Source organism: Gordonia sp. 'Campus' (assembly GCF_022206305.1).
Taxonomy (GTDB): Bacteria; Actinomycetota; Actinomycetes; order Mycobacteriales; family Mycobacteriaceae; genus Gordonia.
Genome location: NZ_JAKOIW010000013.1, coordinates 1 through 25,697, shown reverse-complemented (window position 1 = coordinate 25,697; position 25,697 = coordinate 1). Strand labels below are relative to the sequence as shown.

The window sequence follows — 25,697 nt, the reverse complement described above, 5'->3', positions numbered from 1 at the left end:
CACGTCGCCCTAAGCTGTACGCATGATCACTCCGGGAGCGGTGGTATCGACGTCGGCGGAGCTGCCCTGATGGCCCGCAACGCCACCGATCGGGATCCGAGTCTCTATCTCGAACTCGACCGGAGGCAGTGGCGCGAACTGCGCGAATCGATGCCGCTGGTCCTCACCGAGGACGAACTGGCAGAGCTCGTCGGCCTGGGTGAGCAGATCGATCTCGACGAGGTCGCCGACGTCTATCTCCCGCTGTCACGTCTCATCCATCTGCAAGTGGCTGCGCGACAACGTTTGTTCGCGGCGACCTCGACCTTCCTCGGCGAGCGCCAGACCAACCGCCAGGTGCCGTTCGTGATCGGTATCGCGGGCAGTGTCGCCGTCGGGAAGTCGACCACCGCCCGAGTGTTGGCGGCACTGCTGGCACGGTGGGAGTCCCATCCCAAGGTCGACCTGGTGACCACCGACGGCTTCTTGTTGCGGACCGACGAGATGCAACGCCGGGGCATCTTGCATCGCAAGGGATTTCCCGAGTCCTACGACCGGCGTGCGCTGTTGCGTTTCGTCACCGAGGTCAAATCGGGTGCGCGGGAGGTCGCGGCGCCGGTGTATTCGCATCTGGCCTACGACATCGTTCCCAACGTGTACCACTACGTCCGGCAGCCCGACATCCTGATCCTCGAGGGTCTCAACGTGCTCCAGACCGGGCCGACGCTGATGGTCTCGGATCTGTTCGACTTCTCGATCTACGTCGACGCGAAGATCGACGACATCGAGGAGTGGTACATCTCGCGATTCCTGCAGATGCGGACCACGTCATTCGCCAACCCCGACTCCCACTTTCACGCTTATGCCTCGCTGACCGACAACCAGGCGACGGCCGCGGCGCGGGATCTGTGGACCTCCATCAACCGCCCGAACCTGATGGAGAACATCCTGCCCACCCGGCCGCGGGCGTCGCTGGTGCTGCGCAAGGACTACGACCATTCCATCAACCGGGTGCGCCTGCGGAAGCTCTGAGCGTCGCACGACGCTCGTCGAGTCCGGCCGGATAGGCACCCGCGAGGGCGATTCTGTTCCAGGCGTTGATCATCACGATCGACGCGACGAGCTGTCCCGTCTCGACGGGGTCGAAATGGTCACGCACCGAATCGAACACGTCCTGCGGGACACCGTGGTCGCCGATCCTCGTGACGGATTCGGTGAGGGCGAGCACAGCACGTTCGACGGCGGTGAACACCGGACCGGCTTCGCGCCATGCAGCGATGAGCATGAGCTTGTGCGGATCGATCTCCTTGGCCAGGGCGTCGGAGGTGTGCATGTGCAGGCAGTACGCACAGCCGTTGAGTTGCGACGCGCGGATCACGATGAGCTCGGCGAGCTCCGGGTCGACGCCCGTCGACGACGCCCGCTGCAGTGCCACCAACGCCTTGTAGACCGCCGGATTGTCGTGCGGCATCCACATTCTCGTGTCGGGGCGTGCTCCGCCGGTCATCGGTTCTCACCCACCTGGGCGCGTTCTCGGCCGGCCAGCCACCCGCCGAGTGTCGTCGTCGTGACCACATCGGGCGCTGCGGGGACCAGTCCGCCGTGGCGGATCGCACGCCCGCCGACCGGCACGCCCACCACCCAGCGCGGCGTGCCGGTCTGTGCGGCAAGAGCTTTCGCGACGTCGACCAGGTCCATGCGATCGGGTCCGGCGATTTCCACCGTGGCCTTGTCCTGGGGGCCGGCCGTGACCACATCGGCCAGCGCGACCGCCACGTCCGACACAGCCGCCGGGGCGCACTGCATCCTCGGGACGGCCGCGACGGGACCGAAGCTCATCGAGCCCATCATCTGTTCGGCGAGTTCGAACCACTGCACCGAGGCGAAGACGGTCAGGATGTCCGGGCCGAGAACCTTTCGATAGGCCGCTTCCTGGGCGGCTTTACCCTGGTAGTAACCGAATTTCGCGTTCACCGCCGGGTCGCCGGCGTTCACGATCGACACGACGATCACGTGGGCGACGCCGGCCTGGGCGGCGGCTCGAGCGATGTTCGTCGCCGTCGATTCGAAGAAGTCGATCGCCTCCTCCGCCTTCAGTGTCTGCAGACTCAGCGAGTCCACCACGGCGTCGGCGCCGGCGAAGGCCTCGGCGAGACCTGTTCCGGCGTAGGCGTCGACGCCGGTCGCGCGGCTCGCGCGGACCACCTCGTCCCCTCGCGCGACGAGCAGGTCGGCGAGCCTGCTCCCCAGGGCACCGCTCGCTCCCACGATCACGACCTTCATCTTGTTCCTCCTCCAACGGACATCACTGGTGTACTGCGTTTAGGCTAGAACGGGATTAGCGCAAGAAAGTGGTCCAATCCGATGACAGAAAAGCGGGTCAATTCCACGCCGGAGGTGTCGCCTCCACCGTCGGCATCCACAGACCCGTGGGACGAGGTCGCCCAGCGGCTCGGCGCGGACCTGTTCCTGGACCTACAACCGGACCCCGGGGTCAGCGCCCGCGGGCGCGGTGCGACCCGACGCCGGGCGCTGACCGAAGCTCTACGCGCGGCCATCCTCGACGGCCGCCTACCCCCGGGCACGGCGCTACCGCCCTACCGCTCGCTTGCCGCGGATCTCGGGCTCGCACGGGGCACGGTGTCGACGGTCTATCAGGAACTGATCGCCGAGGGCTGGCTGATCGCACGACAGGGCTCGGCCACGCGTGTCGCCGAGGGTGCGGCGCGCGGGCCGATCTCGTCCAGCATCAGGGCCACCGCACTCCCCCACACCATCCGGCACGACTTCTCCCTCGGACAGCCCTGCGCCGGACTGTTCCCCCGCGCCGACTGGGTCCGCGCCACTCGCCGCGTCCTCACCGAGACGCCGGATGACACTTTCTCTCCGGCGCACCCGCAGGGACGTCCCGAACTGCGCCACGCCCTGACCACCTACCTGAGCCGCACGCGTGGGGTACGCACGGCCGCCGACCACATCGTGCTCGGCACCTCGGTGATGGCTGCTCTGGAGCTGTTGTCCCGCAGCGTGTTCGGAGATGTCGTCGCTGTCGAGAGTCATGGCCTCCCCTTCCACCGGCAGGCGTTGGAGCGAGGTGGCACACGCGTCGTGCCGGTTGCGGTCGACGACGCCGGGATGGTGATCGACGATCTGGAACGCACCTGCGCCTCCGCAGTGCTGCTGACGCCGAGCCACCAGTTCCCCACCGGCGTCGCCTTGTCACCGGCCCGGCGGATGCAGGTCGTCGACTGGGCACGGCGCACCGGGGCGATCATCGTCGAGGACGACTACGACGGCGAGTTCCGTTACGACCGTGACCCGGTCGGCGCGCTGCAGGCGCTGGGTCCAGATGTGGTGATCCACGCGGGTTCGATGAGCAAGAGCCTGTCACCCGCGGTCCGCGCCGGGTGGCTGGCGATGCCTCCCGAGCTCGTCGGACGAGTTCTGAACGCGAAGGGGATCCGCGAACCCGACGCCGGCATCATCGATCAGCTCGTGCTCGCGGACATGATCACCTCCGGCGCCTACGACCGGCACATCAGGCGCAGTCGGCAGGTCTACCGGCAGCGGCGCGACGATCTGGTCGACGTCGTCTCCGAGATCGGCCTCGAACTCCCCGGCATCGCGGCCGGGTTGCACGCCCTGATACCGGTCGACCACGCCGTCGAGGGCTCGCTCGTCCACCGTGCCTACGAACGGGGCATCGCGGTCGTCGGCCAGTCGTTGTTCCGGCATCCCGAGGCGGAACCGATGCCCCGCGGCGGTGTCGCCGTCGGTTTCGGGACACCCGCCGCGTCGACCTTCACCGCCGACCTCGCGGCACTCGCCGACCTGCTCGCCGGCGTTCCTCACCCATGACCGCCCCCGACGAGAGACGCCCCGGCGTGCGAGGCCGCGCCGTCGTGGTCACTTGCCGAAGCGTCGGCTCCGCGCGGAGTAATCACGCAGGGCGCGAAGGAAATCGACACGACGGAACTCCGGCCAGTACGCGTCGGTGAACCAGATCTCGGAATAGGCGCTCTGCCACAACAGGAATCCGGACAGGCGTTGCTCCCCCGAGGTCCGGATCACGAGGTCCGGGTCGGGCTGCCCCTTGGTGTAGAGGTTGGCGTCGATCGCCTCGACGGTCACCGCGTCGATCATCTCGGCGGGAGTGGCTCCCTGCGCGAGCTTCTCGTCGAGCAGCGCCCGGACGGCGTCGACGATCTCCTGTCGTCCGCCGTACCCGACGGCGACGTTCACGTTCATCCCGTCCCGCTCGCAGGTGCGTTCCGCTGCGGCGCGGAGTCGCTGGGCGACGGGGTCGGGCAGCGAGTCGAGGGTGCCGACGATCCGGATCCGCCAGCCGCCCGCGGGTGAGGAGATCTCGTCGACGATGTCGGGCACGATCTCGAGCAGCGCGTCGAGCTCATCGGACGCGCGTGAGAGATTCTCGGTGGACAGCAGATAGATGGTGACGGCCTCGATGCCGAGTCCGGCACACCAACCGAGCATGTCCGCGATGCGCTGCGCGCCCACCCGATGACCGTGACTCACATCGTCGAAGCCTGCCTCACGTGCCCACCGGCGATTGCCGTCACAGATGATCGCCACATGTCGCGGTAGGCGCTCGGGGTCGAGCAACTGGATGAGCCTGCGCTCGTAGACGGACAGAACGGGTCGACGCAACCGGTCCGGCAACAATTTCATCGACGCCCCGACCCGGCGTCAGCGTGTTCGCGGCCTCGTGTCACGTCCGACACCTTACGCGCCACGATGCGAGCCAACCGACTCCGACGCAGCGGAACGATCCAACTGCTGAACCCAGAAGTTACGGTACCGTAGGTTGTGTGAACACGTCGTTGAATCTCCCGGTGGACGACCGCCCTCGCCTGCGCGGCGTCATCCATCACTACTCGGCGTATGTGGCCGCCCTGGCCGGTCTCGCGCTGGTCATCGGTGCGGCCCTCACCGCGGGCGCAGTGGCCGTGATCACCTGTGCGATCTACGCACTCACCGTCGTCGGCCTGTTCTCCGTCAGCGCCGCCTATCACCGCATCGCGTGGCAGACGACGCGCGCGAGGTTGCGGATGAAGCGCGCCGATCACGCGATGATCTTCGTGTTCATCGCCGGCAGTTACACGCCGTTCTGCGCCCTGGGCCTGCCCTCACCGACCAGCTGGTGGGTGCTGGGCATCGTCTGGACCGGCGCGATCGCGGGGGCGACGCTGAAGATCGCGTGGCCGGCCGCGCCGCGCTGGCTCGGCGTCACCCTCTACATCGCACTCGGCTGGGTCATCGTCGGCGTCGCGCCCGCGCTCGTCGACCGGACCGGTGTCGGGGTGATGGTCCTGCTCGCCCTCGGTGGCATCTTCTACAGTGTCGGCGGCGTGCTCTACGCGGCGCGGTGGCCCGACCCGTGGCCGGCCACCTTCGGTCATCACGAGGTGTTCCACGTCTGCACCGCCATCGCCGCGCTGCTCCACTACATCGCGGCCTGGTCACTGCTGCTCGGCTAGACATCCCGGCCCGACGTCTCGGGCAGGTCAGGCGGCCGATCGGGCCGGGGCCGGCGTCGCTATGCTCCATGGCGTGACCCCGGACCAGCGCGCCGTCCACCGCCTGCGCGGTGGTGTCGTCGGCGCGCTCTCCGCGAGCACCGCGGTGACCGCGCACGGCATGGCATCCGGAGCTCTACCGGCGCCCACATCACTCCTGCTCATGACCGCGGCCTGTGCGGTGTTCGGCTGGACCATCGCCTCGATGTCGCGGCGCGGGCCCGGCTGGGTTTCCAGTCTCGGGATGCTCGCCGCCGGACAGGCACTGGCACACTTCTCGCTCGGCGCGCTGGACGCCTCGTCCGCGCATCACGACATGGGTGCCCACTCCCCCAGTCAGGCGATGCTGCTCGTACACGCGGTCGCGACCCTGGTCACCGCTGTTGCGATCCGCGTCGTCGAACCCGCCCTGACGAGCATCCTCACCGCGGTCGTCGCGCTGCTACACGTGGTGGTCGACCCGCTCTCCGACGACACGCGGGCACACGTTCCCGCCGTCCCGGACGCCGACGCCCGGCCCGGTCTGCGCGCCATCGCCGCGCTCGACAACCGCGGCCCGCCGATCCTCTCGTACTGACATCTCCTTCCTCGCCGACCCGTCTTTCCCGACGGGCCGGTCGGTGCGCGTATGCCGTTCGTTCTGTGCGCGTGCCACTTTCGCCACGAGAGGCCCTTTCACGTGACCCTGCCCGACCTTTCCCATCCCGGTGACACCACCGGATCCCCGCCCACCACCGACCCGCCGACATCGCCGCACAGCTGGCAGCCACTCCTCCGGCGCCTGCACTTCTACGCGGGCGTCCTCGTGGCGCCCTTCCTCGTCGTCGCCGCCGTGACCGGCGGCCTGTACGCCATCGCCCCGTCACTCGAACAACTCGTCTACCGCGACCAACTGCACACCGACAGCGCGGGCGACGCCCGCCCCCTCGCCGAACAGGTCGGCGCCGCGACGCGTCTGCGACCCGACCTCACGGTGTCGGCAGTCCGCCCGGGCGCCCGGGCAGGCGACACCACCCGCGTGCTGTTCGACGACCCATCCCTCGGTGAGTCACAGCGTCTGGCGGTGTTCATCGACCCGGTCACGCTCGAGTCGAGAGGCGAGCTGACGTCATACGGAAGCAGCGCATCACTGCCTCTGCGGACGTGGCTGAGCGTCGCGCACCGCAACCTCCATCTCGGCGAGCCGGGCCGGGTCTACAGCGAACTCGCCGCGTCGTGGCTGTGGGTGATCGCGCTGGGTGGTCTGGCGCTGTGGATCTCCGCGTATCGCGCGCGCAAGAAGCGGCGCATCGCCGACCTGGCGGCCTTCGACCGGACCGCCACCGGGCGCACACGCACACGAAACCGCCACGGCGTCATCGGGATATGGATCGCCCTCGGGCTCGTGTTCCTGTCCGCCACCGGACTCACCTGGTCGAAGTTCGCGGGTGACAACGTGTCCGACCTCCGGACAGCACTGAACTGGACGACGCCCGCGGTCGACACCGCGTTGACGGGATCCTCGTCGGCGCCCGCCGGACACGGGGACCACAGTGCACACGGGGGCCAGGGCGACCACGGGGACCACGGTGCGCGCGGGGATAACGATCCGGACGTCCCGATGTCGCCCACGGCGTCCGTGGCGCAACTCGATCGGGTGGTCGACACCGCCCGGGAGGCCGGCGTGGACGGTAATGTCGAGGTGTCGATTCCCGCCGCGCCCGGCACGGCGTTCACCGTGGCCCAGACCCGGCAGCCGTGGCAGTTCGCCCAGGATTCGGTCGCCGTGGACGGGACCACCGGCCGGGTCGTCGACGAATCCCGGTTCGCGGACTGGCCTCTCGCGGCGAAGCTCAGCACCTGGGGCATCGCGCTGCACATGGGCATCCTGTTCGGCTGGGTCAACCAGGTCGCGCTCCTGCTGTTGGCCGTGGCCCTGGTGGTGCTGATCGTTCGCGGTTACCAGATGTGGTGGCAACGACGGCCGCGACGAACGGGCCGCCGGGCTGTCGGTCGTCCGCCCGTCCGTGGGGCACTGCGCCGACTCCCGGCGCCGGCGGTCGTCGCGGTAGCAGTGATCGCCCTGGCCGTGGGCTATGTCGTTCCGCTGCTCGGCGTCAGCCTGCTGGTCTTCCTTATCATCGACGCCGGGCTCGGGCTTCGGGCGCGCCGTCGGGTGGCAAGCGCGGCGGGCAGAACCGTTCGAGCCCCGGGGCCCGACCGGTAGTCGTCCTGGGCGGGCACGTGGCGTGGTGGGCGAGTATTCACGCACACATCACGTGCCCGCAGCCCGAAGGTGGTGGCGAGGTCAGCTGCCACTGGTCGGGTGAGGTCATGCCGGGACTCCCGGCCGGTGGACTTCCGGCCTCTCTCCGTTGCGACCCCGACCTCACCCTCCGCGCAGGCACCTCCCGACGACGATTCCTCACCTGGTCGGCACTCGTCGGCGGTCTGGCGTTCACCCCCGGGTTGCTCGACGGGGCCACGCCGTCCGCCCCGGCCGCAGCGGCGTCCACGGGTGTCTTCGCGCTCGGCGTCGCGTCCGGGGACCCGCTCCCCGACGGATTGGTCCTCTGGACTCGCCTGTCCCGCAACCCCTTCGCACCCGCCGGCGGCATGGGATCGGCCGTGGTCGCGGTCGAATGGGAGATCGGCCCCGACGAGACGATGGCCCGCGTCCTGCGTCGCGGCGTCGCCCACGCGACACCCGAATGGGGACACAGCGTGCACGTCGACGTACGCGGTCTGGCGCCTGGCACGGACTACTTTTACCGATTCCGCGCACTGGGTGAGATCTCCGCGATCGGGCGGGCCCGCACCGCGCCGGCCCCGGGCGCCCACGTGTCGACGATGTCCATCGCCGTCGCGTCCTGCCAGAACTGGGCAGACGGTTACTATCACGCGTTCGCCGACATGGCCGCCCACGCACCCGATCTGGTGCTCCACCTGGGCGACTACATCTACGAGAAGCCCGTCCCGAAGCACGGTGGCGCGAGACGCGGTGCGTCGCTGCCGATCTCGGCGACCCGGGAAGCCGCCGACCTCGACGACTACCGCGAACGGTACGCCCTCTACAAGTCCGATCCCGATCTCCAGCTCGCTCACGCGATGGCACCCTTCGTGATCACCTTCGACGATCATGAGGTCGACAACAACTGGGCCGCAGACGTTCCCGAGGACGACACGTCGCGGGCCGCGTTCGCCGTCCGCCGCGCGCAAGCTCTCCGCGCGTGGTGGGAGAACACGCCGGTGCGGACGGTCGCACGGCCGGACGGGACAGTGGTCCGCGCGCAGCGTCGTCTCGCATTCGGTGATCTCGCCGAGATCAACCTGCTCGACACGCGCAGTCACCGCAGCGATCAGGTCAACGGCGACAACGACACCGGCCAGAACGCGCGGACCGCCGACCCGTCACGGACGATCCTCGGCCGCGCACAGGAGCGCTGGCTCCTCGACGGTCTCGCCGCGTCGCGCCACCGGTGGGACGTGATCGCCCAACAGGTGCCGATGGCCGATCTGGCGCGGTCGGCGGGGTCGACCCGCGCGGTCAGCATGGACGGCTGGAGCGGATACGAGGAGTCCCGGCGGCGAGTGCTCGACGGCGCCGCCGAGCGCGGCGTGCGCAATCTGGTGTCGCTCGCGGGAGACATCCATCGCAGCGTCGTGAGCGATCTGCGCACGCGCTACACCGATGAATCCCCCACCCGTGGAGTGGAACTCGCGGTCACCTCGGTGACCTCCGGCGGTGACGGCGAGGACAGCGACGAGGGTGACCGCCGGCTGAAGGCCGCGTCCCCGCACGTCCGATTCGGCAACTCGCAGCGCGGCTACCTCCTGAACCGGATTCACGCCGATCGATGGGAGGCTGAGTTCCGGGTGGCCCCGGCGGTGCAGTCACCTCGCGGATCGCTGCACCGCCGGGCTCTGATCACGATCCCGGACGCCACTGCCGAGGTCGACGTCGTCTGACGGCGACGCTCCCCGGGGAACACCGGCGTGGTGCCGAGCCGGCACGGAGTTCTGCGTTGGCGTGCTACCCCCGGGCGAGCGCCGCGAGAACCTGCGCGCTGGCCTCCCAGCCCATGCACTTGTCGGTGACCGACTTGCCGTACACCAGCGGCGTGGCCTCGGTCGACTGTGCACCCGGCTCGAGGAAGCTCTCCAGCATGACGCCACTGATCGTCGACGGTTCGCCCGCCTCACGCGCCGCGCGGAGCCGAGCGGCGATCTCGCTCGCGACCTCGGCCTGGCGGACGTGGTCCTTCCCCGAATTGGCGTGCGAGCAGTCGATCATCACGCGTGCGGGCAGACCTGCCTTCGACAGGGCCTCGGTCGCGGCGGCCACCGACTCCGCATCGAAGTTCGGGCCCCGGGTGCCACCGCGCAGGATGACGTGGCAGTCCTCGTTGCCCGCGGTCTCCACCACGGCGCCGTTCCCGAAGTCGTCGACTCCGAAGAAGACGTGTTCTGCGGCAGCGGCATTCACGCCGTCGATCGCGACCTGCACGTTGCCGTCGGTGCCGTTCTTGAACCCGATCGGCATGGACAGGCCCGAGGCGAGCTGCCGGTGGACCTGGGATTCCGTCGTCCGTGCGCCGATGGCACCCCAGGCGACCGCGTCAGCGATGTACTGCGGGCTCGTCGGTTCGAGGAACTCACAGCCGACCGGCAGCCCGAGGTCGATGATGTCGAGCAGCAACGACCGGGCGGTCCGCAGTCCGCGCTCGACGTCGAAGGTGTTGTCCATCCCGGGGTCGTTGATGAGCCCCTTCCACCCGACGGTGGTGCGCGGCTTCTCGAAGTACACGCGCATCACGATCTTGAGGCGCTCGGCGTAGGCGTCGGCCAGCGGCGCCAGACGGCGTGCGTAGTCGATGGCGGCGATCGGATCGTGCACCGAGCACGGGCCGACGATCACCAGCAGTCGGTCGTCGCGGCCCGCGAGGATGTCGGCGATCTCGTCGCGGTCGCGCTGGACCGCGACGGCACGGCGCGCGGTCAGCGGCAGCTCGCTGCGCACGGTGTCGGGAGACGGGATCGAACGGAACGCCCTGATCCGGCGGTCGGAGGTGGACTCGGTGGAGTCGGCTGCTCGGGTCGGGAGGTCCGGGAGTGTGGTCACGGTGAGTGCCTTTCGAGGTCATGCCCTGTCGGTGGCGAGGCATGCCCTGGGTGTGGTCGGAGCCCCGCTCAAATGACAAGAGCAGCGACCGTCTTGGTCGCTGCTCGGGCTCCGGGTGTACGTGCGCGCGTCAGATCAACGCTTCATCTCGGCCCCACCCGGAGCCTCGATAAAGCGCCAATACGCGCGCACGGTGCTGATCACGGCGACCACAGTAGCACGAGCCGTTCGAGGCCAGGATCCGTCAGGTGTCCGCGGGACGTCGCTCGTCGGTCCCCGACGACTTCGTCATGTCGGGAGCATCGGAGGCCGGGTCGACGGCACCGGGGATGTCGGTGCCCTCGTCGAAGGCCTGATCGGCCTCGGGGTGCTCGGTGTCGAACGACGCAGGCAGCTTCTTGAGCTGCCGGCTCATCGACCAGATGAGGAACGCGGTGCCGACGAGCAGCAGCAGGATCACGAGCAGTCCGAGCGGGGACGCCTTGCCGAACTCCGGCCCCTGGGGCTCCTCGGCGGCGAGCAACATCACGGTGTCGACGACGGTGGCGGTGGTCATCACGCCTCGATTCCGGCGAACAGATCGGTCTCGGGAAGCGCGGTCTTGACCCGGGTCCTCGCCAGCTCGAACTCCTCGGTCGGCCAGAGCCGCTGCTGCCACTCCTGGGGCACCGCGAAGAACACGCCGTTCGGATCGATCTGCGTCGCATGCGCGCGGAGGGCGTCGTCCCGCTGCGGGAAGTACTTGGAGCACTCGACCTGCGTCGTGACGCGGCCCATCAGATCACCACGGCTCGGATCCCACTTGCTGAGCCATTCGGCGAACGGGCTCTCCTGGCCGTGCCGCGCGAACTCGTCGGAGAACAGGACCATCCGGTCCCGGATGAAGCCGTGCGTGTAGTACAGCTTCGACACCGTCCACGGTTCACCAGCGTCGGGGAAGGCCTCCGGGTCGCCGGACTGCTCGTACGCGGCCACCGACACCTCGTGGCATCGGATGTGGTCCGGATGCGGATATCCGCCGTGCTCGTCGTAGGTGATGATCACGTGCGGACGGAACTCGCGCACCACTCGAACCAGCGCCTCGGTGGCCTCATCGAGCGGCACCGTCGCGAACGACCCTTCGGGCAGCGGCGGTGGCGGGTCGCCTTCCGGCAGTCCGGAGTCGACGAAGCCGAGCCACGTCTGCTGCACACCGAGTGCCGCGGCGGCCGCGGCCATCTCCTCGCGGCGGACCTCGGTCATGCGTTCCTTGATGCCCGGGCGGTCCATCGCCGGATTCAGGATGTCGCCGCGCTCACCGCCGGTCAGTGTGACGATGAGCACTTCGTTGCCCTCGGCCGCATATTTAGCGGTCGTGGCTGCACCCTTGCTCGACTCATCGTCCGGGTGCGCATGCACCGCCATCAGCCGGAACGCCCCCGACTTCGGGTCGCCGGCGTGGGATTCGATCACAGTTCCTCACCTTCGGATCGTTACTGGTCCCATGGTAGGTATTGACGCGTGAACAGTTCGGACGGGGGCGCCGCAGACGCGGGCGACACCCCGCGCTCGACCGGTGACACGGGTCGGCCGCGCAGTGGTCCGCGCGCCACCTACCCCGAGAGGTCGGAGACCGCGCAGAGTCGTCGACGGTGGTTCATCGCATTGTCGGTGCTGGTCGTGGGGGCCGGTGTCGCACTCGCTGCCATCGGCTACACCAAGTTCTCCACGGCCGACGTCACCGGCGAGGTGACCGGTTACGAGATCATCGACGATTCGACCGTGGCCGTGCAGTTCACCGTCGAACGTTCCGATCCGGGCAAGGCCGCCGCGTGCGTCGTCCGCGGGCGTTCCCGTGACGGTGGCGAGACCGGACGCCGCGAGATCCTCATCCCCGCCGATTCGGCGGAGCGGATCGGTGTCCGTACCGAGGTCACGACGTCGAGGCCGCCGGTGATCGGTGAGGTGTTCGGCTGCACCACCGATGTACCCGCCTATCTCCGGCCGTCGGTCCGATGACCGCGCCTACGCCCGGCGACACGCACGCCCCGCGCGCCGCGTTCGCCTCCATCGGGAGCCGCTACTTCCCCATCCTGGTCGCGCTGTTCGTCGGCGTGATGTTGATCAGCAACATCACCGGCACCAAGGGTGTCATCCTGTTCAGTGACTGGCTGCAGGTCGACCTCGGGCCCATCCAGATGGACGGACTGGTCACCGACGGCGCCTTCTTCCTGTTCCCGCTCGCCTATGTACTGGGCGATGTGATCAGCGAGGTCTACGGGTTCCGCGCCATGCGCCGGACCATCTTCGCCGGGTTCGCGGTGCTGATCCTCGCGTCATTGTGTTTCTGGTTGACCATTCATCTTCCGGTCGCCGAATTCTACGAAGGCCAGCAGGCTTTCGAGACGGTCGCGGGTGTTGTCCCACAATTCCTGCTCGCCGGATTGGCCGGATATGTCGTCGGCGAATTCCTGAATTCCTTCGTTCTGGTCAAAATGAAGGAACGCGCAGGCGAACGCCACCTGTGGGCACGGCTGCTGGGTTCGACGATTGTCGGCGAATTCGCCGACACGATCGTGTTCTGCTCCATCGCGGCAACCGCCCTGGGCATCTCCACCTGGGGAGACTTCGTGAACTACACGATCGTCGGGTTCGTCTGGAAGACGCTCGTCGAGATCGTGATCATGCCGCTGACGTATTTCGTTGTGGGATGGCTGAAACGGGCCGAACCCACCTATCAGCAGGCTCTCGAGTCGGCCCCGGGCAGCGCAACCGATGTGCCATAGGTCTCACCACCTGGTACCCTGAACGGATACACGGCTCCGCGAGGGGTCGTGTTGCTGCATTTTTAGCAGTCCATATGCCCCCTGGTGTAAACGGTCGCCGGGGGCGCGGACAACACAAAGGAGTGACCGATGACCGACACCCAGGTGACCTGGCTGACCCAAGAGTCGCACGACCGCCTCAAGAGCGAACTCGACTCGTTGATCGCCAACCGTCCGGTCATTGCCGCCGAGATCAACGAGCGTCGCGAAGAGGGCGATCTCAAGGAGAACGGTGGCTACCACGCCGCCCGCGAAGAGCAGGGCCAGCAGGAAGCGCGCATCCGCCAGCTGCAGGAACTGTTGAACAACGCGAAGGTCGGCGAAGCCCCCACGCAGTCCGGTGTCGCCCTGCCGGGCTCCGTCGTGACCGTCTACTACGACGGCGACGAGAAGGACACCGAGACCTTCCTCATCGCGACCCGCGAGGAGAGCGGCCAGGGCGGCATGGAGACCTACTCCCCCAGTTCGCCGCTCGGCGCAGCGCTCATCGACGCCAAGGTCGGCGAGACCCGTGAGTACTCCGTGCCCAGCGGCGCCACCATCAAGGTGACCCTCGTCAGCGCAGAGCCCTACCACGGCTGACCACACTCTCGATCGAAACCCGGGGCGCCCTCCGCGTCCCGGGTTTCGTGTCGTTCGGGCCTTTGGCGCCGCGACCGCCGGACGTCAACTCGACCGGCAGACTTCGATCGAGGTCTGGGGGTCGGGTTGGGGTCTGGCGGTCAGGCGGCGGCGAGCTTGTCCATCCACGGCCGCAGCAGGCCCGCGAGCTCGCCTCGTTCGAGCGTGCCCCATGTCCATCGGATCACCAGAACGCCCTGCGCACGAAGCGCGTCCTCTCGACGCTTCTCCCGGATCAGCGCGTCGCGCGGGGACTCGCCTGCACGTAACAGGCGTCCATACTTCTGCAGGCCGTCGAACTCTCCGACAAGTATTGCGTCCCAGTCGAAGTCGGTCCGCGCGACACCGTCCGCGGTCTGAAAGGTGTGCTGTAGCCGAGGGACCGGGAACCCCGCTTCGATGATCTGCGCCCGACTCCACGACTCGCCGACACTCTCCGACGCGGCATCGGCATACGACAACGCACGTCGAGCGATCCCCGCACCCCGCCACCGAGTGCGCGAGTCCAGAGCTCTGTCATCGTGGCCGCGTCAGCACCTGCGACGAGCGCGTGGTCGAAAACGACCAGCGCCTGGGCGAAGTCACCACCCATCGCCACGTCGACCGCGGTCCGCTCGAGACTCGTGACCTTGAGTCCGTCGAGGTCGACCAGGTCGTCGGGCCTGACGGGCCCGGCGTGCACCACCCGCAGACCGTGCCCGAACCCGCCCACCTCAGCCACTTTGGTGAGGTGCACGACCCGGCGTTCAGGGTGAAGCAGCGGGAGCGCGTGCACCGCCGCAGCCGAGTCATGGCTCAATGCCGACGCGTCCTGATCACGGGCCGACGTCGCCACCGCAATGGATCTGAGTCGATAGATCCGCTCCCCGGGCTCCTCAGGTGACGACTCGTCGACCGAGACCGCGCACACCCCCGGAGCAAGTCGGATCAGTTCGCCGCGCTTCACGGCGGCAGCGATCACATCGTCGTTGATCCCCAGACGTAGGGTCGCGCTGCGTCGGATGAGTCCGTATCGGTCGGTCGGAAAGCTGGCCATGACGCTTAGACGGATCACACCCGCCTACGGATCCATCTCGCGCGGAACCGCAACGACCGCGCCGTGACCGGCGAACCTCATTTCGACTCCTGGACTTCGATCGAAGTCCATCGGTCGAAATGAGGTTCGCCGGTCAGAGCGGGCAGGCACCGTCCGGGCCGCGAGCCCGGGTCGGCCCGTGCTTCAATGTGACCCATGGCACGTTCCCACACGCTGGAAACCTTCGACATCGACTTCTTCGACGACGCCCCGATCCGTCACGTCATCGACGTCCGCCTGCCGGTCTCGCCGCAGCGCGCCTGGGCGGAGTTCACCCGGCAGAACACCCTGGACTGGTGTCGCGCGATCAAGAAGATCGAGTTCGTGTCACCCGCCCCGTACGGACCGGGCACCGCGCGCAAGGCCGTGCTCGGCCCCGGATACGTGACGCTCGAGGAAGACTTCTTCGACTGGACCGAGAACCCGGAAGATGGCATCTACCGCAACGGTTTCCGCGTTGTCCGTGCCAACGTGCCGGGTATCCGACGCTTCGGGGAGGCCACCGAGATCACACCGGCGGAGGTGGGGTGCCGCCTCAAGTGGACCTTCGCCCTCGAACTGCCCACCTCGTCGCGCGCCGTGACCGCACTGTCCGGTCCCGCATCGTCGACGGTGTACAAGACCATCGAGGCCGACACCCTCAAGCACTTCGCGAATCTCGAACCCGCCCGGTAAGCCGCGACGGTCCTCACGAGCCGGCGTAAGCCGGTGCAAGCCCCACGACAGCGGTCGGGCCCAGAGTGGTCGCATGACAACGACCACTCCCCATCCCGCATTCGGGCCGGCGGTACCTGCGGGTACCGACCTCGCCATCGATGCACGCGGACTCGTGAAACACTTCGGATCGACCCGCGCCGTCAACGGCGTCGACCTGGCCGTACCGACCGGATCGGTCTACGGCGTGCTCGGCCCCAACGGAGCCGGGAAAACCACCACGGTGAGCATGCTCGCCACTCTCCTGCGCCCCGACGCCGGCGAGGCGAATATCTTCGGTTACGACGTCGTCGACGACGCGGTCGCCGTTCGGTCGCTCGTCGGGGTCACCGGGCAGTACGCCTCGGTCGACGAAGATCTCACCGCCACCCAGAACCTCGTGCTGTTCGCACGGCTGCTCGGCTTCTCGAGGGTGGCCGCGAAGTCACGCGCCGACGAACTCCTGCAGGAGTTCTCGCTCACCGACGCCGCGGCACGGCCCTTGAAGAATTTCTCGGGCGGCATGCGCAGGCGACTCGATCTCGCCGCCAGCCTCATCGACACCCCGCCGCTGCTCTTCCTCGACGAGCCGACCACCGGCCTCGATCCGCGGACCCGCGCCCAGATGTGGGAGACCATCCGCCGGCTGGTCGCGGGCGGCTCGACGGTACTGCTCACCACCCAGTACCTCGACGAGGCAGACCAACTCGCCGACCGGATCGCGGTCATCGACCACGGCCTGGTGATCGCCGACGGCACCGCCGACGAACTGAAACACTCGATCGGCGCCAGCACCCTGCAGCTCGTCCCGGTGGGCCGAGACGACGCGTCGCGGGTGTGCGACATCGCGGGGAGAATCCTCGGCCAGCCGGCCGCGCTGAGTCCGGAGGCAGCCCGTGTGACCGTCCCGCTGAGCTCCTCCGAACTCGTGCCCGACGTCTTGATCGCTCTGCGCGAGAACCAGATCGGGATCGAAGAGATCACCGTGCAGAAGCCGAGCCTCGACGAGGTGTTCCTCACCATCACCGGCCGGCCCGCCGAGTCCGACACCGACCCGGAGTCCGACGCCGCGACGAACCCCCAGACCCCCCAGGAGGCCCGAGCATGACCACCACCATCGACAACCCCCCCGGCCGCATCGATCACYACCAGAGCGACCCGTCCGCGCGTCAAGACCTCGATCAGCCTCACCGAATCGTTCCGGCAGTCCTTCAGCATGGCCTACCGCGGTGTGCTGAAGATCAGGCACAACCCTGAACAGCTCTTCGACGTCACCTTCCAGCCGATCATCTTCACGTTGATGTTCACCTACATCTTCGGCGGCGCGATCAGCGGAAACGTGAATTCCTATCTACCCGTGATCATCCCGGGCATCCTCGTGCAGACCGTCATCATGACCTCCATCGTCACCGGCACCCAGTTGCGCGAGGACATGGACAAAGGCGTGTTCGATCGATTCCGCTCGTTACCGATCGCACGCATCAGCCCCCTCGCGGGTGCGCTGCTCGCCGACGTCATCCGCTACTCGATCGCGACGGTCCTCACCGTGGTCATGGGCCTGCTGATGGGCTGGCGCCCGGACGCCCTCGGAGTGGTCGCCTCGGCCGCGCTGATCCTCGTCTGCAGCTTCTCGGTCTCCTGGATTTTCGCGCTGATGGGCTGCCTCGTGCGCAAAGCCTCAGCCGTACAGGGGATCTCGATGATGATCATGTTCCCCCTGACCTTCATGTCCAACGCCTTCGTCCCGGTCGACACCATGCCGGGATGGCTGCAGGCCTTCGTGAACGTCAACCCGGTCAGTCATCTGGTCACCGCCGTCCGCGAACTGACCAACGCGGGCCACGCCGGCATCCACGTCGTGTGGGCGCTGGCCGGCGCCGCGATCATCACAGCGGTGTTCGCGCCTCTGGCCGTGAAGGCCTACATGCGCAACGCCTGATCGTGCAGCAGACGGTTCAGCGTCTGCACCGCCCCGTGACGCGACGCCCGCCGGTGCCGCGTCACGGGGACATCGCCGGCGGCGGCCCGCGCACGCACTGTCTCGAAAGCCCACCGCAACGACGGATAGTCCTGTCGCCCCGGCAGCCTCAGAGCCAGTTCGACGAGCTGTCGGCCGACGCCGTCGTCCGGCCGGCCGGCAGCCCACAGGACCGCGAACGCGAGCGCAACGGTGCCGGCTTGCGGCAGGTCCTCCCAACCCGGACCGATCGTCATGTCGTCGAGACCTTTCACCAGCTGCGGCACCATCTCCCACGCGGCCTCGAGGTCTCCGGACCGGACGAGCCCGATCACACTGCCGCTGACCACCATGAGCACCGACGGGTCGGCGACGCCGAGCGGATGGTCGCGCACGATCACCCGCGCCGCACGGGCGAATGCCGCGGCCGCCGCGTCGCGCGTGCCCTCGGCCAGCAGCAGCTCGGCGCTACAGAGCAGTGCCGGACCGGTCACCTCGGGATTGCCCGGCGGGTCCTCGTGGTCCAGGTCCCACTCGTCGGTGATGATCGCCAGTTCGCGGCGCGCGTCATCGGGGCGATCGTCGGCGAGCAGGGTGAGCGCGAGGAAGACCCGGATCTGCCGCGCGTCCTCGACGGCGCCCAGTCGATCCAGGAGGTCGATCCCGATCCGATAGGTGCGCGCCGCCTCGCCGTACCGTCCCTGCTGTCCGTAGAGGCTCGCCGTGCTCGCCTGCCACATGCCCTGGAACCACGGCGCATAACGACTGGATTCCATCGTCGTGGCGGCCGCCATCGAATCGCGCAGCGCCGGACCCACCAGCCCGCGGTTCTCCCGCAGGTGCGCCCGCAGAGTGAGCGCGAGGCCGCGGACCTCGTCGTCCACAGCGTTCCCGGCGGCCATGCAGATGACCCGGTAGGCCCGAGAACCGTTGTCCGAGAGGGCGACATCGGACACGAACTCGGGCACCCGGTCGAGAGCGAGGTGAGCGCGGTGCAGGCGTCGGAGGATGAACCGGGCCTTGGCCGCCACGCGTCGTTCGCCCGTCATCATCCCGTGGCCCGCCCCGACGATGGCGGTCATCTGCCAGTTCTGCCGCGTCGCGTCGTCCGGCCGCACCGGTGGGCGGGGCAGTGCCATGACCACCCTCGCACCCCAGGTGCGCGTCTCGCCGTGCAGTCCACGCACAGTCCAGTGGTAGGCCAGCGCCGGGTACACCGTGGTCATCACTCCGACGACGTCGTCAGCCGGTTCGACCGTCGCGAGCTCACAGGCCGACCGCAGAATCCAGGTCAGGTTGTCGGCCTCGACGGCGATCCCACCCGCGCCGGCGGCGTGTTGCCCGTTCTCGGCCAGGTCGCGCATGCGCACGACGAAGTCGCGCGCCCACCACCTCATCCGTGCGTCGATGTGGGCGGCCGCCTCGGCACCCATCCGGGTCTCGCCGAACTCGCGGACCATCTCCAGCATGCGGAACCGGGCCGCGCCGTCGCGGTCGTTCACCGACAGCAGCGATTGATTGACCAGGCTCTCGAGCGTGTCGTCGAGCACCGCGCCGGAGGTACCCGTCACCGCCTCGGCAGCAGACCGCCGGAATCCGCCGGGGAAACGGCACAATCGAACAAGCGCGTCGCGGCCCGGCTCGTCGAGCAGCTCCCAACTCCACTCGATGACCGCGTAGAGGGTGCGATGCCGGTCCGGCGTCGTCCGATCCGCGGACCGGAGCAGGGCGAACTTCTCCCCCAGCCGGTTCGCGATCTCGTCGACGGTCATGGTTCGGATCCGGGCGGCCGCGAGTTCGATCGCGAGGGGCAGTCCATCGAGGTGACGGCAGAGTTCGACGATGCGCTCCCGCGGCAGGTCCGCCGACGGCCGAACCGCCTGCGCTCGGGTGCGGAACAGTTGCACGGCTGCGGAATCCACGCCTGACGTGTCCAGAACCGGCAGTGGCCGGACCTGTTCGCCCGCGACGGCGAGAGGCGTGCGGCTGGTGGCGAGGATGCGGAGCACGGGGACCGCGGCGGTGAGTTCGGCGACCACGCGAGCACAACCGTCGACGATCTGCTCGCAGTTGTCCAGGATCACCAGCGCCGGATGGCCGCGCAGGACGTCCTCGAGTCGCGCCGTCAGATCGCCCGGGGCCATCCGCGGCCGTCCCGACGGGGAGAGCTCCGATTCTCCGACGCCCAGGGTCGCCGCGATGGCCGGGACCACGTCGTCGTCGGAGCGCACCGACGCCAGCGCGACGAAGTACACCGGTACACCGTCGGCGTGGAAGCGGTGTCCGATCTCGGTGGCCACGCGTGTCTTCCCCACCCCGCCCGGCCCGAGTACGGTGACCACGCGACCGTCGCGGAGCATGCCCGCGATGGCATCGATGTCGGCCTCGCGGCCGAGCAGTTCGGTGGCCGACGAGCGCAATCCGACGGCGCGGGCCGATCGCGTTCCGGCGGTTCGGCTTCCACCGATCGGCGGAGACACCACGACCCCATCCGCGCCCTGCCCGTCCGTCGCCAGCAGCTCGGCGTACACGAGACGCACCTCCGCACCGGGATCGACACCCAGCTCGGACGACAATCGGCGACGAAGACGATCGAACACCGCGAGCGCTCCCGCGGTACGCCCATCCCCCGCCAGCGCCCGCATGAGACCCGCATGGGCCGACTCGTCCAGGGGGTCTCGCGCGCAACGACGTTCGGCGACCCGCCGGGCGGTCTGGTGGTCGCCGCGGGCGAGCGCGGCGGTCAGCTGTGCCGCGTCGACCGCCTCCTCGAGGCTGCGGACGCGTTCGCGCAGCGCCGTTCCGACCGACGAGTCCTCGCCGAGGTCGTCGCCGGGCTCGCCGCGCCACCATTCCCGCGCGCGATCGAACGATGTCGGATCGGCGTCGGAGAGCATGGTCGAAACCAGGTCGATGTCGGTGCGGCAGTGCGACAGCCGGTATCCGTTCTCATTGCCGGCGAGGGTTCCGGGAGGCAGGATCTTGCGCAGGCGCGACACCTGGGTGTGCAAGGCGCCGTGCGGTGATCGGGGCGGTGTGTCGCCCCAGATGTCGGTGATGAGCCGGTCCGCGGAGCGGGTGCGTCCGCCGGCCAGCGCGAGTGACACCAGCAAGCGCTTGGCACGTACCCCCGGGACCTCGACGAGACGGTCGGGACGTTCGGCGTCGTCGGAACTGCCGGCCACCGCGATCGGCCCCAGCAGTCCGATCAGGACGGAACCGTCGGAAACCACCAGGACAGGTTAGCGCCGGGTCGGTCTCGGCTCGCCCCGATGGTCAGTCCCGCAGGAAGCCCGCATCGGCGAGCGCCCGCCGCACGATGTGCTGATGGTCGTGACCCCGCGTCTCCACACTCACCGTCACCTCCACCTCGCCGAGGTACAGGTCGTCGGCGACGCGCGAATGCACCACGTCGAGCACGCTCGCTCCCTGATCGCGCAGGAGTTCCAGCAGCGCGACGAGACCGCCGGGACGGTCGGAGACGGTTGCCGTCACCGTCAGGAAGCGTCCGGCCGCCGTCAGGCCGTGTGTCGTCACATGCCGGAGCAGCAGGGGGTCGATGTTGCCGCCGGACAACACGACGCAGACCGTGCCGGACAACCCGAGCCGTCCGCTCGCCGCGGCGGCTACGGCCGCGGCCCCGGCGGGTTCGACCACCAGCTTCGCCCGCTCCAGCATCAGCAGCAGCGCGGTGCTGAGCTCTTCTTCGCTGACCGTGACGATCTCGTCGACGAACTCGGTGACGTGAGCGAACGGCACGGCCCCCGGTGTCGCCACGGCGATCCCGTCGGCCATCGTGTTCATCGACGCCACCGGGACCGGATGCCGTCGGTCGAGCGACGCGGGCCAGGCGGCGGCCTCGGCGGCCTGAACGCCGATGACCCGGACGTCTGGACGTCGAAGCCGGACGGCCGCGGCGACACCGGCCAGCAGACCGCCCCCGCCGAGCGGCACGATGATCGCCGACACGTCCGGGATCTGTTCCAGGATCTCGACGCCGACCGTCGACTGTCCGGCCACGATGTCGAGGTGATCGAACGGGTGGATCAGGACCGCGCCGGTCTCGTCGGCATACCGCTGGGCGTGGACAAGCGCCTCGTCCACGGTTGCGCCCGCGGACATCACCTCGGCGCCATAGGCTTTCGTCGCCGCGATCTTCGGCAACGCCGCACCGACGGGCATGTACACGCGCGATTCGATCCCCAGATCCGACGCCGCCCATGCGACACCCTGGGCATGGTTGCCGGCGCTGGCGGCGACCACACCGCGGGCGCGCTCGTCAGCCGTCAGGCGCGAGATCCGCAGGTATGCACCACGGGGCTTGAACGATCCGGTGCGCTGCAGGTTCTCGCACTTGAGCCAGACGTCGGCGCCACTGCGCTCGGACAGGACCCGCGAGGCGATCGACGGGGTCCGCCGGATCACACCCGAGAGTTCGCGTGTCGCGTCGTCGATGTCGGCAGCGGTGAGCAGCATGGCACCCATCATCCGCTCCCCGCCGCCGGTCCGCGATCAGCTCAGTGCGTTCTCCAGGTCGCCGAGGATGTCGTCGATGTCCTCGATGCCGACCGACAGCCGGACCAGGTTGGCGGGGACCTCGAGCAACGACCCCGCGGTCGACGCATGGGTCATCGCTCCCGGATGTTCGATGAGCGACTCGATGCCGCCGAGTGATTCGGCGAGGGTGAAGACCTCGGTGCGCGCGCAGAGCTGCTTGGCTTCCTCGATGCCGCCCTTCACGAGCACCGACACCATGCCGCCGTAACGCTTCATCTGCTTGCCCGCGACCTCGTGACCGGGGTGGTTCTCCAGGCCCGGGTACAGGACCGCGTCGATCTTGTCGTGCGAGTTCAAGAACTCGACGACCTTCTCCGCGTTGTCGCAGTGCCGGTCCATCCGCACGCCGAGCGTCTTGATGCCACGCAGGGTGAGGAAGCCGTCGAACGGTCCGGGAACCGCACCGGCGCCGTTCTGCAGGAACGCGAACGCCTCGTCGAGTTCCTCGCTGTCGGTGACCAGTGCGCCACCGACGACGTCGGAGTGGCCGCCCAGGTACTTGGTCGTCGAATGCAGGACGACGTCGGCACCGAGGGTCAGGGGCTGCTGCAGGTACGGCGAGGCGAAGGTGTTGTCGACGACCAGCTGGGCGCCGGCCTCGTGCGCGATCGCGGCCAGGGTCTCGATGTCACCGACGTTGAGCAGCGGGTTGGTCGGCGTCTCGGTCCAGACGAGCTTGGTCTCCGGCCGGATGGCGTCACGGACCGCGGCGACGTCGGACACCGGGGCGACCGAGTAGGTGATTCCCCACTGGGTGAACACCTTGTCGATGAGCCGGAAGGTGCCGCCGTATGCGTCGTTGGGGATGACGAGGTGGTCTCCGGGGCGCAGCGTCGACCGCAGGAGGCAGTCGGTGGCCGCCATACCGGAGGCGAAAGCCCTTCCGTACGTACCGCGTTCGAGGGCGGCGAGGTTGGCCTCCAGGGCACGGCGGGTGGGATTGCCGGTGCGGGCGTATTCGAAACCGTCACGGAGTCCGCCGACGCCGTCCTGCGCGAAGGTCGAGCTCGCGTAGATCGGCACGTTCACCGCGCCGGTCTGCGGGTCCGGCTCGTAACCGGCGTGGATGGCGCGGGTCGAGAAGCCCTGCCAGCGAACCGAATCCGCGGCACTGCGTCGTTCACTCACGATGTTTCTCCTATCCGACGATGGGGTGGCTCGACACGAAGGCGAGCAGGTCGTGGCGCGTGATCACGCCGATGGGCTTGCCGTCCTCGACGACCATGAGCGCATCGCAGTCGCCGAGCGCCTTGGTCGCGGCCGACACCGGTTCACCGGAACCGATGAGCGGGAACGGATCCCCCATGTGGGCCGACACCGGATCGGCGAGGCTGGCACGGCCCTCGAAGACGGCACTGAGCAGATCGCGCTCGGTGACCGCACCGGCGACCTCACCGGCCATCACGGGCGGCTCGGCGCCGACGACCGGCATCTGGGAGACGCCGTACTCACGCAGGATCTCGATGGCGTCGCGCAGGGTCTCCTGCGGATGCGTGTGGACCAGGTCGGGAAGCGCGCCGGTCTTGCCGCGCAGTACATCTCCGACGAGCGATTCCTTGGTGTTGGCATCGAGGGGGGTCCGCAGGAAGCCGTAGCTGCTCATCCACTGGTCGTTGAAGATCTTCGCCATGTATCCGCGCCCGCCATCGGGCAGCAGCACGACGACCACCGCGTCGGGTCCCTCGCGTTCGGCGACCTGTAGAGCAGCGACGACGGCCATACCGCATGATCCGCCGACCAGCAGACCTTCCTCGCGGGCGAGGCGGCGCGTCATGTCGAACGAGTCCGCATCGGACACGGCGATGATCTCGTCGGGGATGTCGGGGTCATAGGCTGCGGGCCAGAAGTCCTCGCCCACACCCTCGACGAGGTAGGGACGACCGGTTCCGCCGGAGTACACCGAACCCTCGGGGTCGACGCCGACGACCTTCACCGCGCCGCCGGACACCTCTTTGAGGTAGCGGCCCGTACCGGTGATCGTTCCGCCGGTCCCGACGCCCGCGACGAAATGCGTGATCTTGCCGTCGGTGTCGGCCCAGATCTCGGGACCCGTGGTCTCGTAGTGGCTCTGCGGGCCGGCCGGGTTGGCGTACTGGTTGGGCTTCCACGCCCCCTCGATCTCGGTGACGAGCCGGTCCGAGACGTTGTAGTAGCTGTCGGGGTGCGACGGCTCGACCGCGGTCGGGCACACGACGACCTCGGCACCGTACGCGCGCAGGACGTTGCGCTTGTCCTCGCCGACCTTGTCCGGGCAGACGAACACACACTTGTAACCGCGCTGCTGGGCCACCAGCGCGAGGCCCACACCGGTGTTGCCGGACGTCGGCTCGACGATGGTCCCGCCGGGCTTGAGCTCGCCGGACGCCTCTGCGGCGTCGATCATCCGGACGGCGATGCGATCCTTGCTGCTGCCGCCGGGGTTGAGGTACTCCACTTTGGCCGCGACCAGCCCCGATCCGGGTGAGGTCACCGAGTTCAGCTTGACCAGCGGGGTGTTGCCCACCAGGTCCACGACGTGATTCGCGATGCGCATGTGTCCATGGTCCCAGAGTCGTCGCGAACCCCGACACCCGGCCGACGAGCGAGCGAGGAGCCCATGTCCCCGACGAGCGAGCGAGGAGCCCATGTCCCCGACGAGCGAGCGAGGAGCCCATGTCCCCGACGAGCGAGCGGGGCGGCCTCGTCGAAGCCTCTAAACTGGCACCCGTGTCCGGTTCGAGTCGCAAGCTGATCGCCGAGAGAATCATCCGGGACGTGGGAGCCACCGCTGCTGCCACCGCGGCCGGAGCCGGCGCGGGGTGGGCGGCGTACAACCTGCTCACCAGCCAGGCGGCCGAAGCCCGCGTGGTGATCCCCCACCGCACCGACAACGCCCCCGATGGCGACGGCATCTACCACCCCGACGGCACCGTCGTCCGCCATACCCGGGAGACCACGTACGACCTGTTCCTGGTGGTTTTCGGCGACTCGACGGCCGCGGGTCTCGGCGCGGAGACCGCCGACGAGACTCCCGGGGTGCAGATCGTCCGCCGGGTGGCCGCCGAGACGGGTCAGACGATCCGCTACGCGAACAAGGCCATCGTCGGCGCGACATCGAAGGGCCTCGCGGCCCAGATCGAGGCGATGTTCGTCTCCCATGAACGTCCCGACGTGGCGGTGATCCTGGTCGGGGCGAACGACGTCACGGCCCGCAACGAGCCGTTCGCGTCCGCGCAGCGGCTCGGCGAGGCGGTGCGGGCACTGAAAGCCGAGGGAGCACAGGTGATCGTCGGCACGTGCCCGGATTTCGGTGTGGTGACCGCGATCCCGCAACCGTTGCGCTCGGTGCTGCGCCGCTGGGGCCTCGTGCTCGCGTCCGCGCAGCGGGCGGCGG

22 protein-coding genes and 2 pseudogenes are annotated in these 25,697 nt (G+C 68.7%); 13 read left to right on the top strand and 11 right to left on the bottom strand.

Annotated features, from left to right (window positions below; all coding sequences use genetic code 11):
• The first annotated feature begins 69 nt into the window (after positions 1-69).
• Positions 70-1,011 (top strand): type I pantothenate kinase, encoded by a 942-nt coding sequence (gene coaA / locus MAY35_RS14760; RefSeq protein ID WP_238422056.1) that lies wholly within the window; start codon positions 70-72, stop codon positions 1,009-1,011.
• Here the strand turns inward: coaA and MAY35_RS14755 are convergent.
• Positions 983-1,486, bottom strand: coding sequence for a carboxymuconolactone decarboxylase family protein (locus MAY35_RS14755; protein ID WP_238422055.1), 504 nt, complete (start codon positions 1,484-1,486; stop codon positions 983-985). The genes coaA and MAY35_RS14755 overlap by 29 nt on opposite strands.
• Positions 1,483-2,262 carry an SDR family oxidoreductase gene (locus tag MAY35_RS14750; RefSeq protein WP_238422054.1) on the bottom strand — a complete coding sequence of 260 codons (780 nt, stop codon included), beginning with the start codon at positions 2,260-2,262 and terminating at the stop codon, positions 1,483-1,485. The genes MAY35_RS14755 and MAY35_RS14750 overlap by 4 nt, the downstream gene beginning before the upstream one ends.
• An 81-nt stretch (positions 2,263-2,343) precedes the next feature.
• Between MAY35_RS14750 and MAY35_RS14745 the strand changes: the two genes are divergently transcribed.
• Positions 2,344-3,837 (top strand): PLP-dependent aminotransferase family protein, encoded by a 1,494-nt coding sequence (locus MAY35_RS14745; protein WP_238422053.1) that lies wholly within the window; start codon positions 2,344-2,346, stop codon positions 3,835-3,837.
• A 48-nt stretch (positions 3,838-3,885) separates the two neighbouring features.
• Here MAY35_RS14745 and MAY35_RS14740 read toward each other — a convergent pair whose 3' ends face one another.
• Positions 3,886-4,668 (bottom strand): isoprenyl transferase, encoded by a 783-nt coding sequence (locus MAY35_RS14740; RefSeq protein ID WP_238422052.1) that lies wholly within the window; start codon positions 4,666-4,668, stop codon positions 3,886-3,888.
• Between the two features lie 140 nt (positions 4,669-4,808).
• Here MAY35_RS14740 and MAY35_RS14735 point away from each other — a divergent pair, with 140 nt between their 5' ends.
• The 4 genes from MAY35_RS14735 (at position 4,809) to MAY35_RS14720 (ending at position 9,464) form a co-directional block, all read left to right on the top strand.
• The gene (locus tag MAY35_RS14735; protein WP_238422051.1) at positions 4,809-5,477 is read left to right on the top strand and encodes a hemolysin III family protein; all 669 of its coding nucleotides are present in this window, start codon (positions 4,809-4,811) and stop codon (positions 5,475-5,477) included.
• A 73-nt stretch (positions 5,478-5,550) separates the two neighbouring features.
• Entirely contained in the window at positions 5,551-6,093 is a 543-nt protein-coding gene (locus MAY35_RS14730) for a hypothetical protein (protein ID WP_238422050.1), read from the top strand.
• Between the two features lie 51 nt (positions 6,094-6,144).
• Entirely contained in the window at positions 6,145-7,722 is a 1,578-nt protein-coding gene (locus MAY35_RS14725; protein ID WP_245404105.1) for a PepSY domain-containing protein, read from the top strand.
• Between the two features lie 107 nt (positions 7,723-7,829).
• The gene (locus tag MAY35_RS14720; RefSeq protein ID WP_238422048.1) at positions 7,830-9,464 is read left to right on the top strand and encodes an alkaline phosphatase; all 1,635 of its coding nucleotides are present in this window, start codon (positions 7,830-7,832) and stop codon (positions 9,462-9,464) included.
• 64 nt (positions 9,465-9,528) lie between these two features.
• On the opposite strand, the gene MAY35_RS14715 is transcribed toward MAY35_RS14720, so the two are convergent.
• The 3 genes from MAY35_RS14715 to mca all read right to left on the bottom strand — a co-directional run bounded on the left by MAY35_RS14715 (position 9,529) and on the right by mca (position 12,069).
• Positions 9,529-10,617 (bottom strand): 3-deoxy-7-phosphoheptulonate synthase, encoded by a 1,089-nt coding sequence (locus MAY35_RS14715; protein ID WP_238422047.1) that lies wholly within the window; start codon positions 10,615-10,617, stop codon positions 9,529-9,531.
• A gap of 244 nt (positions 10,618-10,861) precedes the next feature.
• A complete protein-coding gene (locus MAY35_RS14710; protein WP_238422046.1) occupies positions 10,862-11,173 on the bottom strand; it encodes a hypothetical protein in 312 nt (103 codons plus the stop codon).
• Complete coding sequence (gene mca, locus MAY35_RS14705; protein ID WP_238422045.1) at positions 11,173-12,069, bottom strand: mycothiol conjugate amidase Mca; 897 nt, start codon at positions 12,067-12,069, stop codon at positions 11,173-11,175. Before mca ends, MAY35_RS14710 begins: the two co-directional genes overlap by 1 nt.
• A gap of 48 nt (positions 12,070-12,117) precedes the next feature.
• On the opposite strand from mca, the gene MAY35_RS14700 reads away from it, so the two are divergent.
• From MAY35_RS14700 to greA, 3 genes are all read left to right on the top strand, one after another.
• On the top strand, positions 12,118-12,615 hold the full coding sequence (locus MAY35_RS14700; RefSeq protein WP_238422044.1) for a DUF4307 domain-containing protein: 498 nt from the start codon (positions 12,118-12,120) through the stop codon (positions 12,613-12,615).
• Positions 12,612-13,382: a queuosine precursor transporter gene (locus MAY35_RS14695; RefSeq protein ID WP_238422043.1), complete on the top strand. Its 771-nt coding sequence runs from the start codon at positions 12,612-12,614 to the stop codon at positions 13,380-13,382. The genes MAY35_RS14700 and MAY35_RS14695 overlap by 4 nt, the downstream gene beginning before the upstream one ends.
• Positions 13,383-13,511: 129 nt before the next feature.
• Entirely contained in the window at positions 13,512-14,003 is a 492-nt protein-coding gene (gene greA / locus MAY35_RS14690) for a transcription elongation factor GreA (RefSeq protein ID WP_238422042.1), read from the top strand.
• A gap of 140 nt (positions 14,004-14,143) precedes the next feature.
• Here the strand turns inward: greA and MAY35_RS14685 are convergent.
• Positions 14,144-15,078 (bottom strand): annotated as a pseudogene (locus MAY35_RS14685) (hypothetical protein).
• 195 nt (positions 15,079-15,273) lie between these two features.
• Between MAY35_RS14685 and MAY35_RS14680 the strand changes: the two are divergent.
• From MAY35_RS14680 to MAY35_RS14670, 3 genes and pseudogenes are all read left to right on the top strand, one after another.
• The gene (locus tag MAY35_RS14680; protein WP_238422041.1) at positions 15,274-15,792 is read left to right on the top strand and encodes an SRPBCC family protein; all 519 of its coding nucleotides are present in this window, start codon (positions 15,274-15,276) and stop codon (positions 15,790-15,792) included.
• A 73-nt stretch (positions 15,793-15,865) separates the two neighbouring features.
• Positions 15,866-16,918: an ATP-binding cassette domain-containing protein gene (locus tag MAY35_RS14675; protein ID WP_238422040.1), complete on the top strand. Its 1,053-nt coding sequence runs from the start codon at positions 15,866-15,868 to the stop codon at positions 16,916-16,918.
• Positions 16,915-17,749 (top strand): annotated as a pseudogene (locus tag MAY35_RS14670) (ABC transporter permease). Before MAY35_RS14675 ends, MAY35_RS14670 begins: the two are co-directional and overlap by 4 nt.
• Here MAY35_RS14670 and MAY35_RS14665 read toward each other — a convergent pair.
• Genes MAY35_RS14665 through MAY35_RS14650 form a run of 4 tightly spaced genes read right to left on the bottom strand, consistent with a single transcriptional unit; the run spans position 17,731 to position 24,857 of the window.
• A complete protein-coding gene (locus tag MAY35_RS14665; RefSeq protein WP_238422039.1) occupies positions 17,731-21,000 on the bottom strand; it encodes a BTAD domain-containing putative transcriptional regulator in 3,270 nt (1,089 codons plus the stop codon). The pseudogene MAY35_RS14670 and the gene MAY35_RS14665 overlap by 19 nt on opposite strands.
• A gap of 43 nt (positions 21,001-21,043) precedes the next feature.
• A complete protein-coding gene (gene ilvA / locus MAY35_RS14660; protein WP_238422038.1) occupies positions 21,044-22,243 on the bottom strand; it encodes a threonine ammonia-lyase in 1,200 nt (399 codons plus the stop codon).
• 36 nt (positions 22,244-22,279) lie between these two features.
• Complete coding sequence (locus MAY35_RS14655; RefSeq protein ID WP_238422037.1) at positions 22,280-23,452, bottom strand: cystathionine gamma-synthase; 1,173 nt, start codon at positions 23,450-23,452, stop codon at positions 22,280-22,282.
• A 10-nt stretch (positions 23,453-23,462) separates the two neighbouring features.
• Positions 23,463-24,857: a cystathionine beta-synthase gene (locus MAY35_RS14650; RefSeq protein ID WP_238422036.1), complete on the bottom strand. Its 1,395-nt coding sequence runs from the start codon at positions 24,855-24,857 to the stop codon at positions 23,463-23,465.
• A 212-nt stretch (positions 24,858-25,069) separates the two neighbouring features.
• Between MAY35_RS14650 and MAY35_RS14645 the strand changes: the two genes are divergently transcribed.
• Positions 25,070-25,697, top strand: a 628-nt coding sequence (locus MAY35_RS14645; protein ID WP_374237962.1) for an SGNH/GDSL hydrolase family protein, incomplete at its 3' end; no start/stop codon positions are given.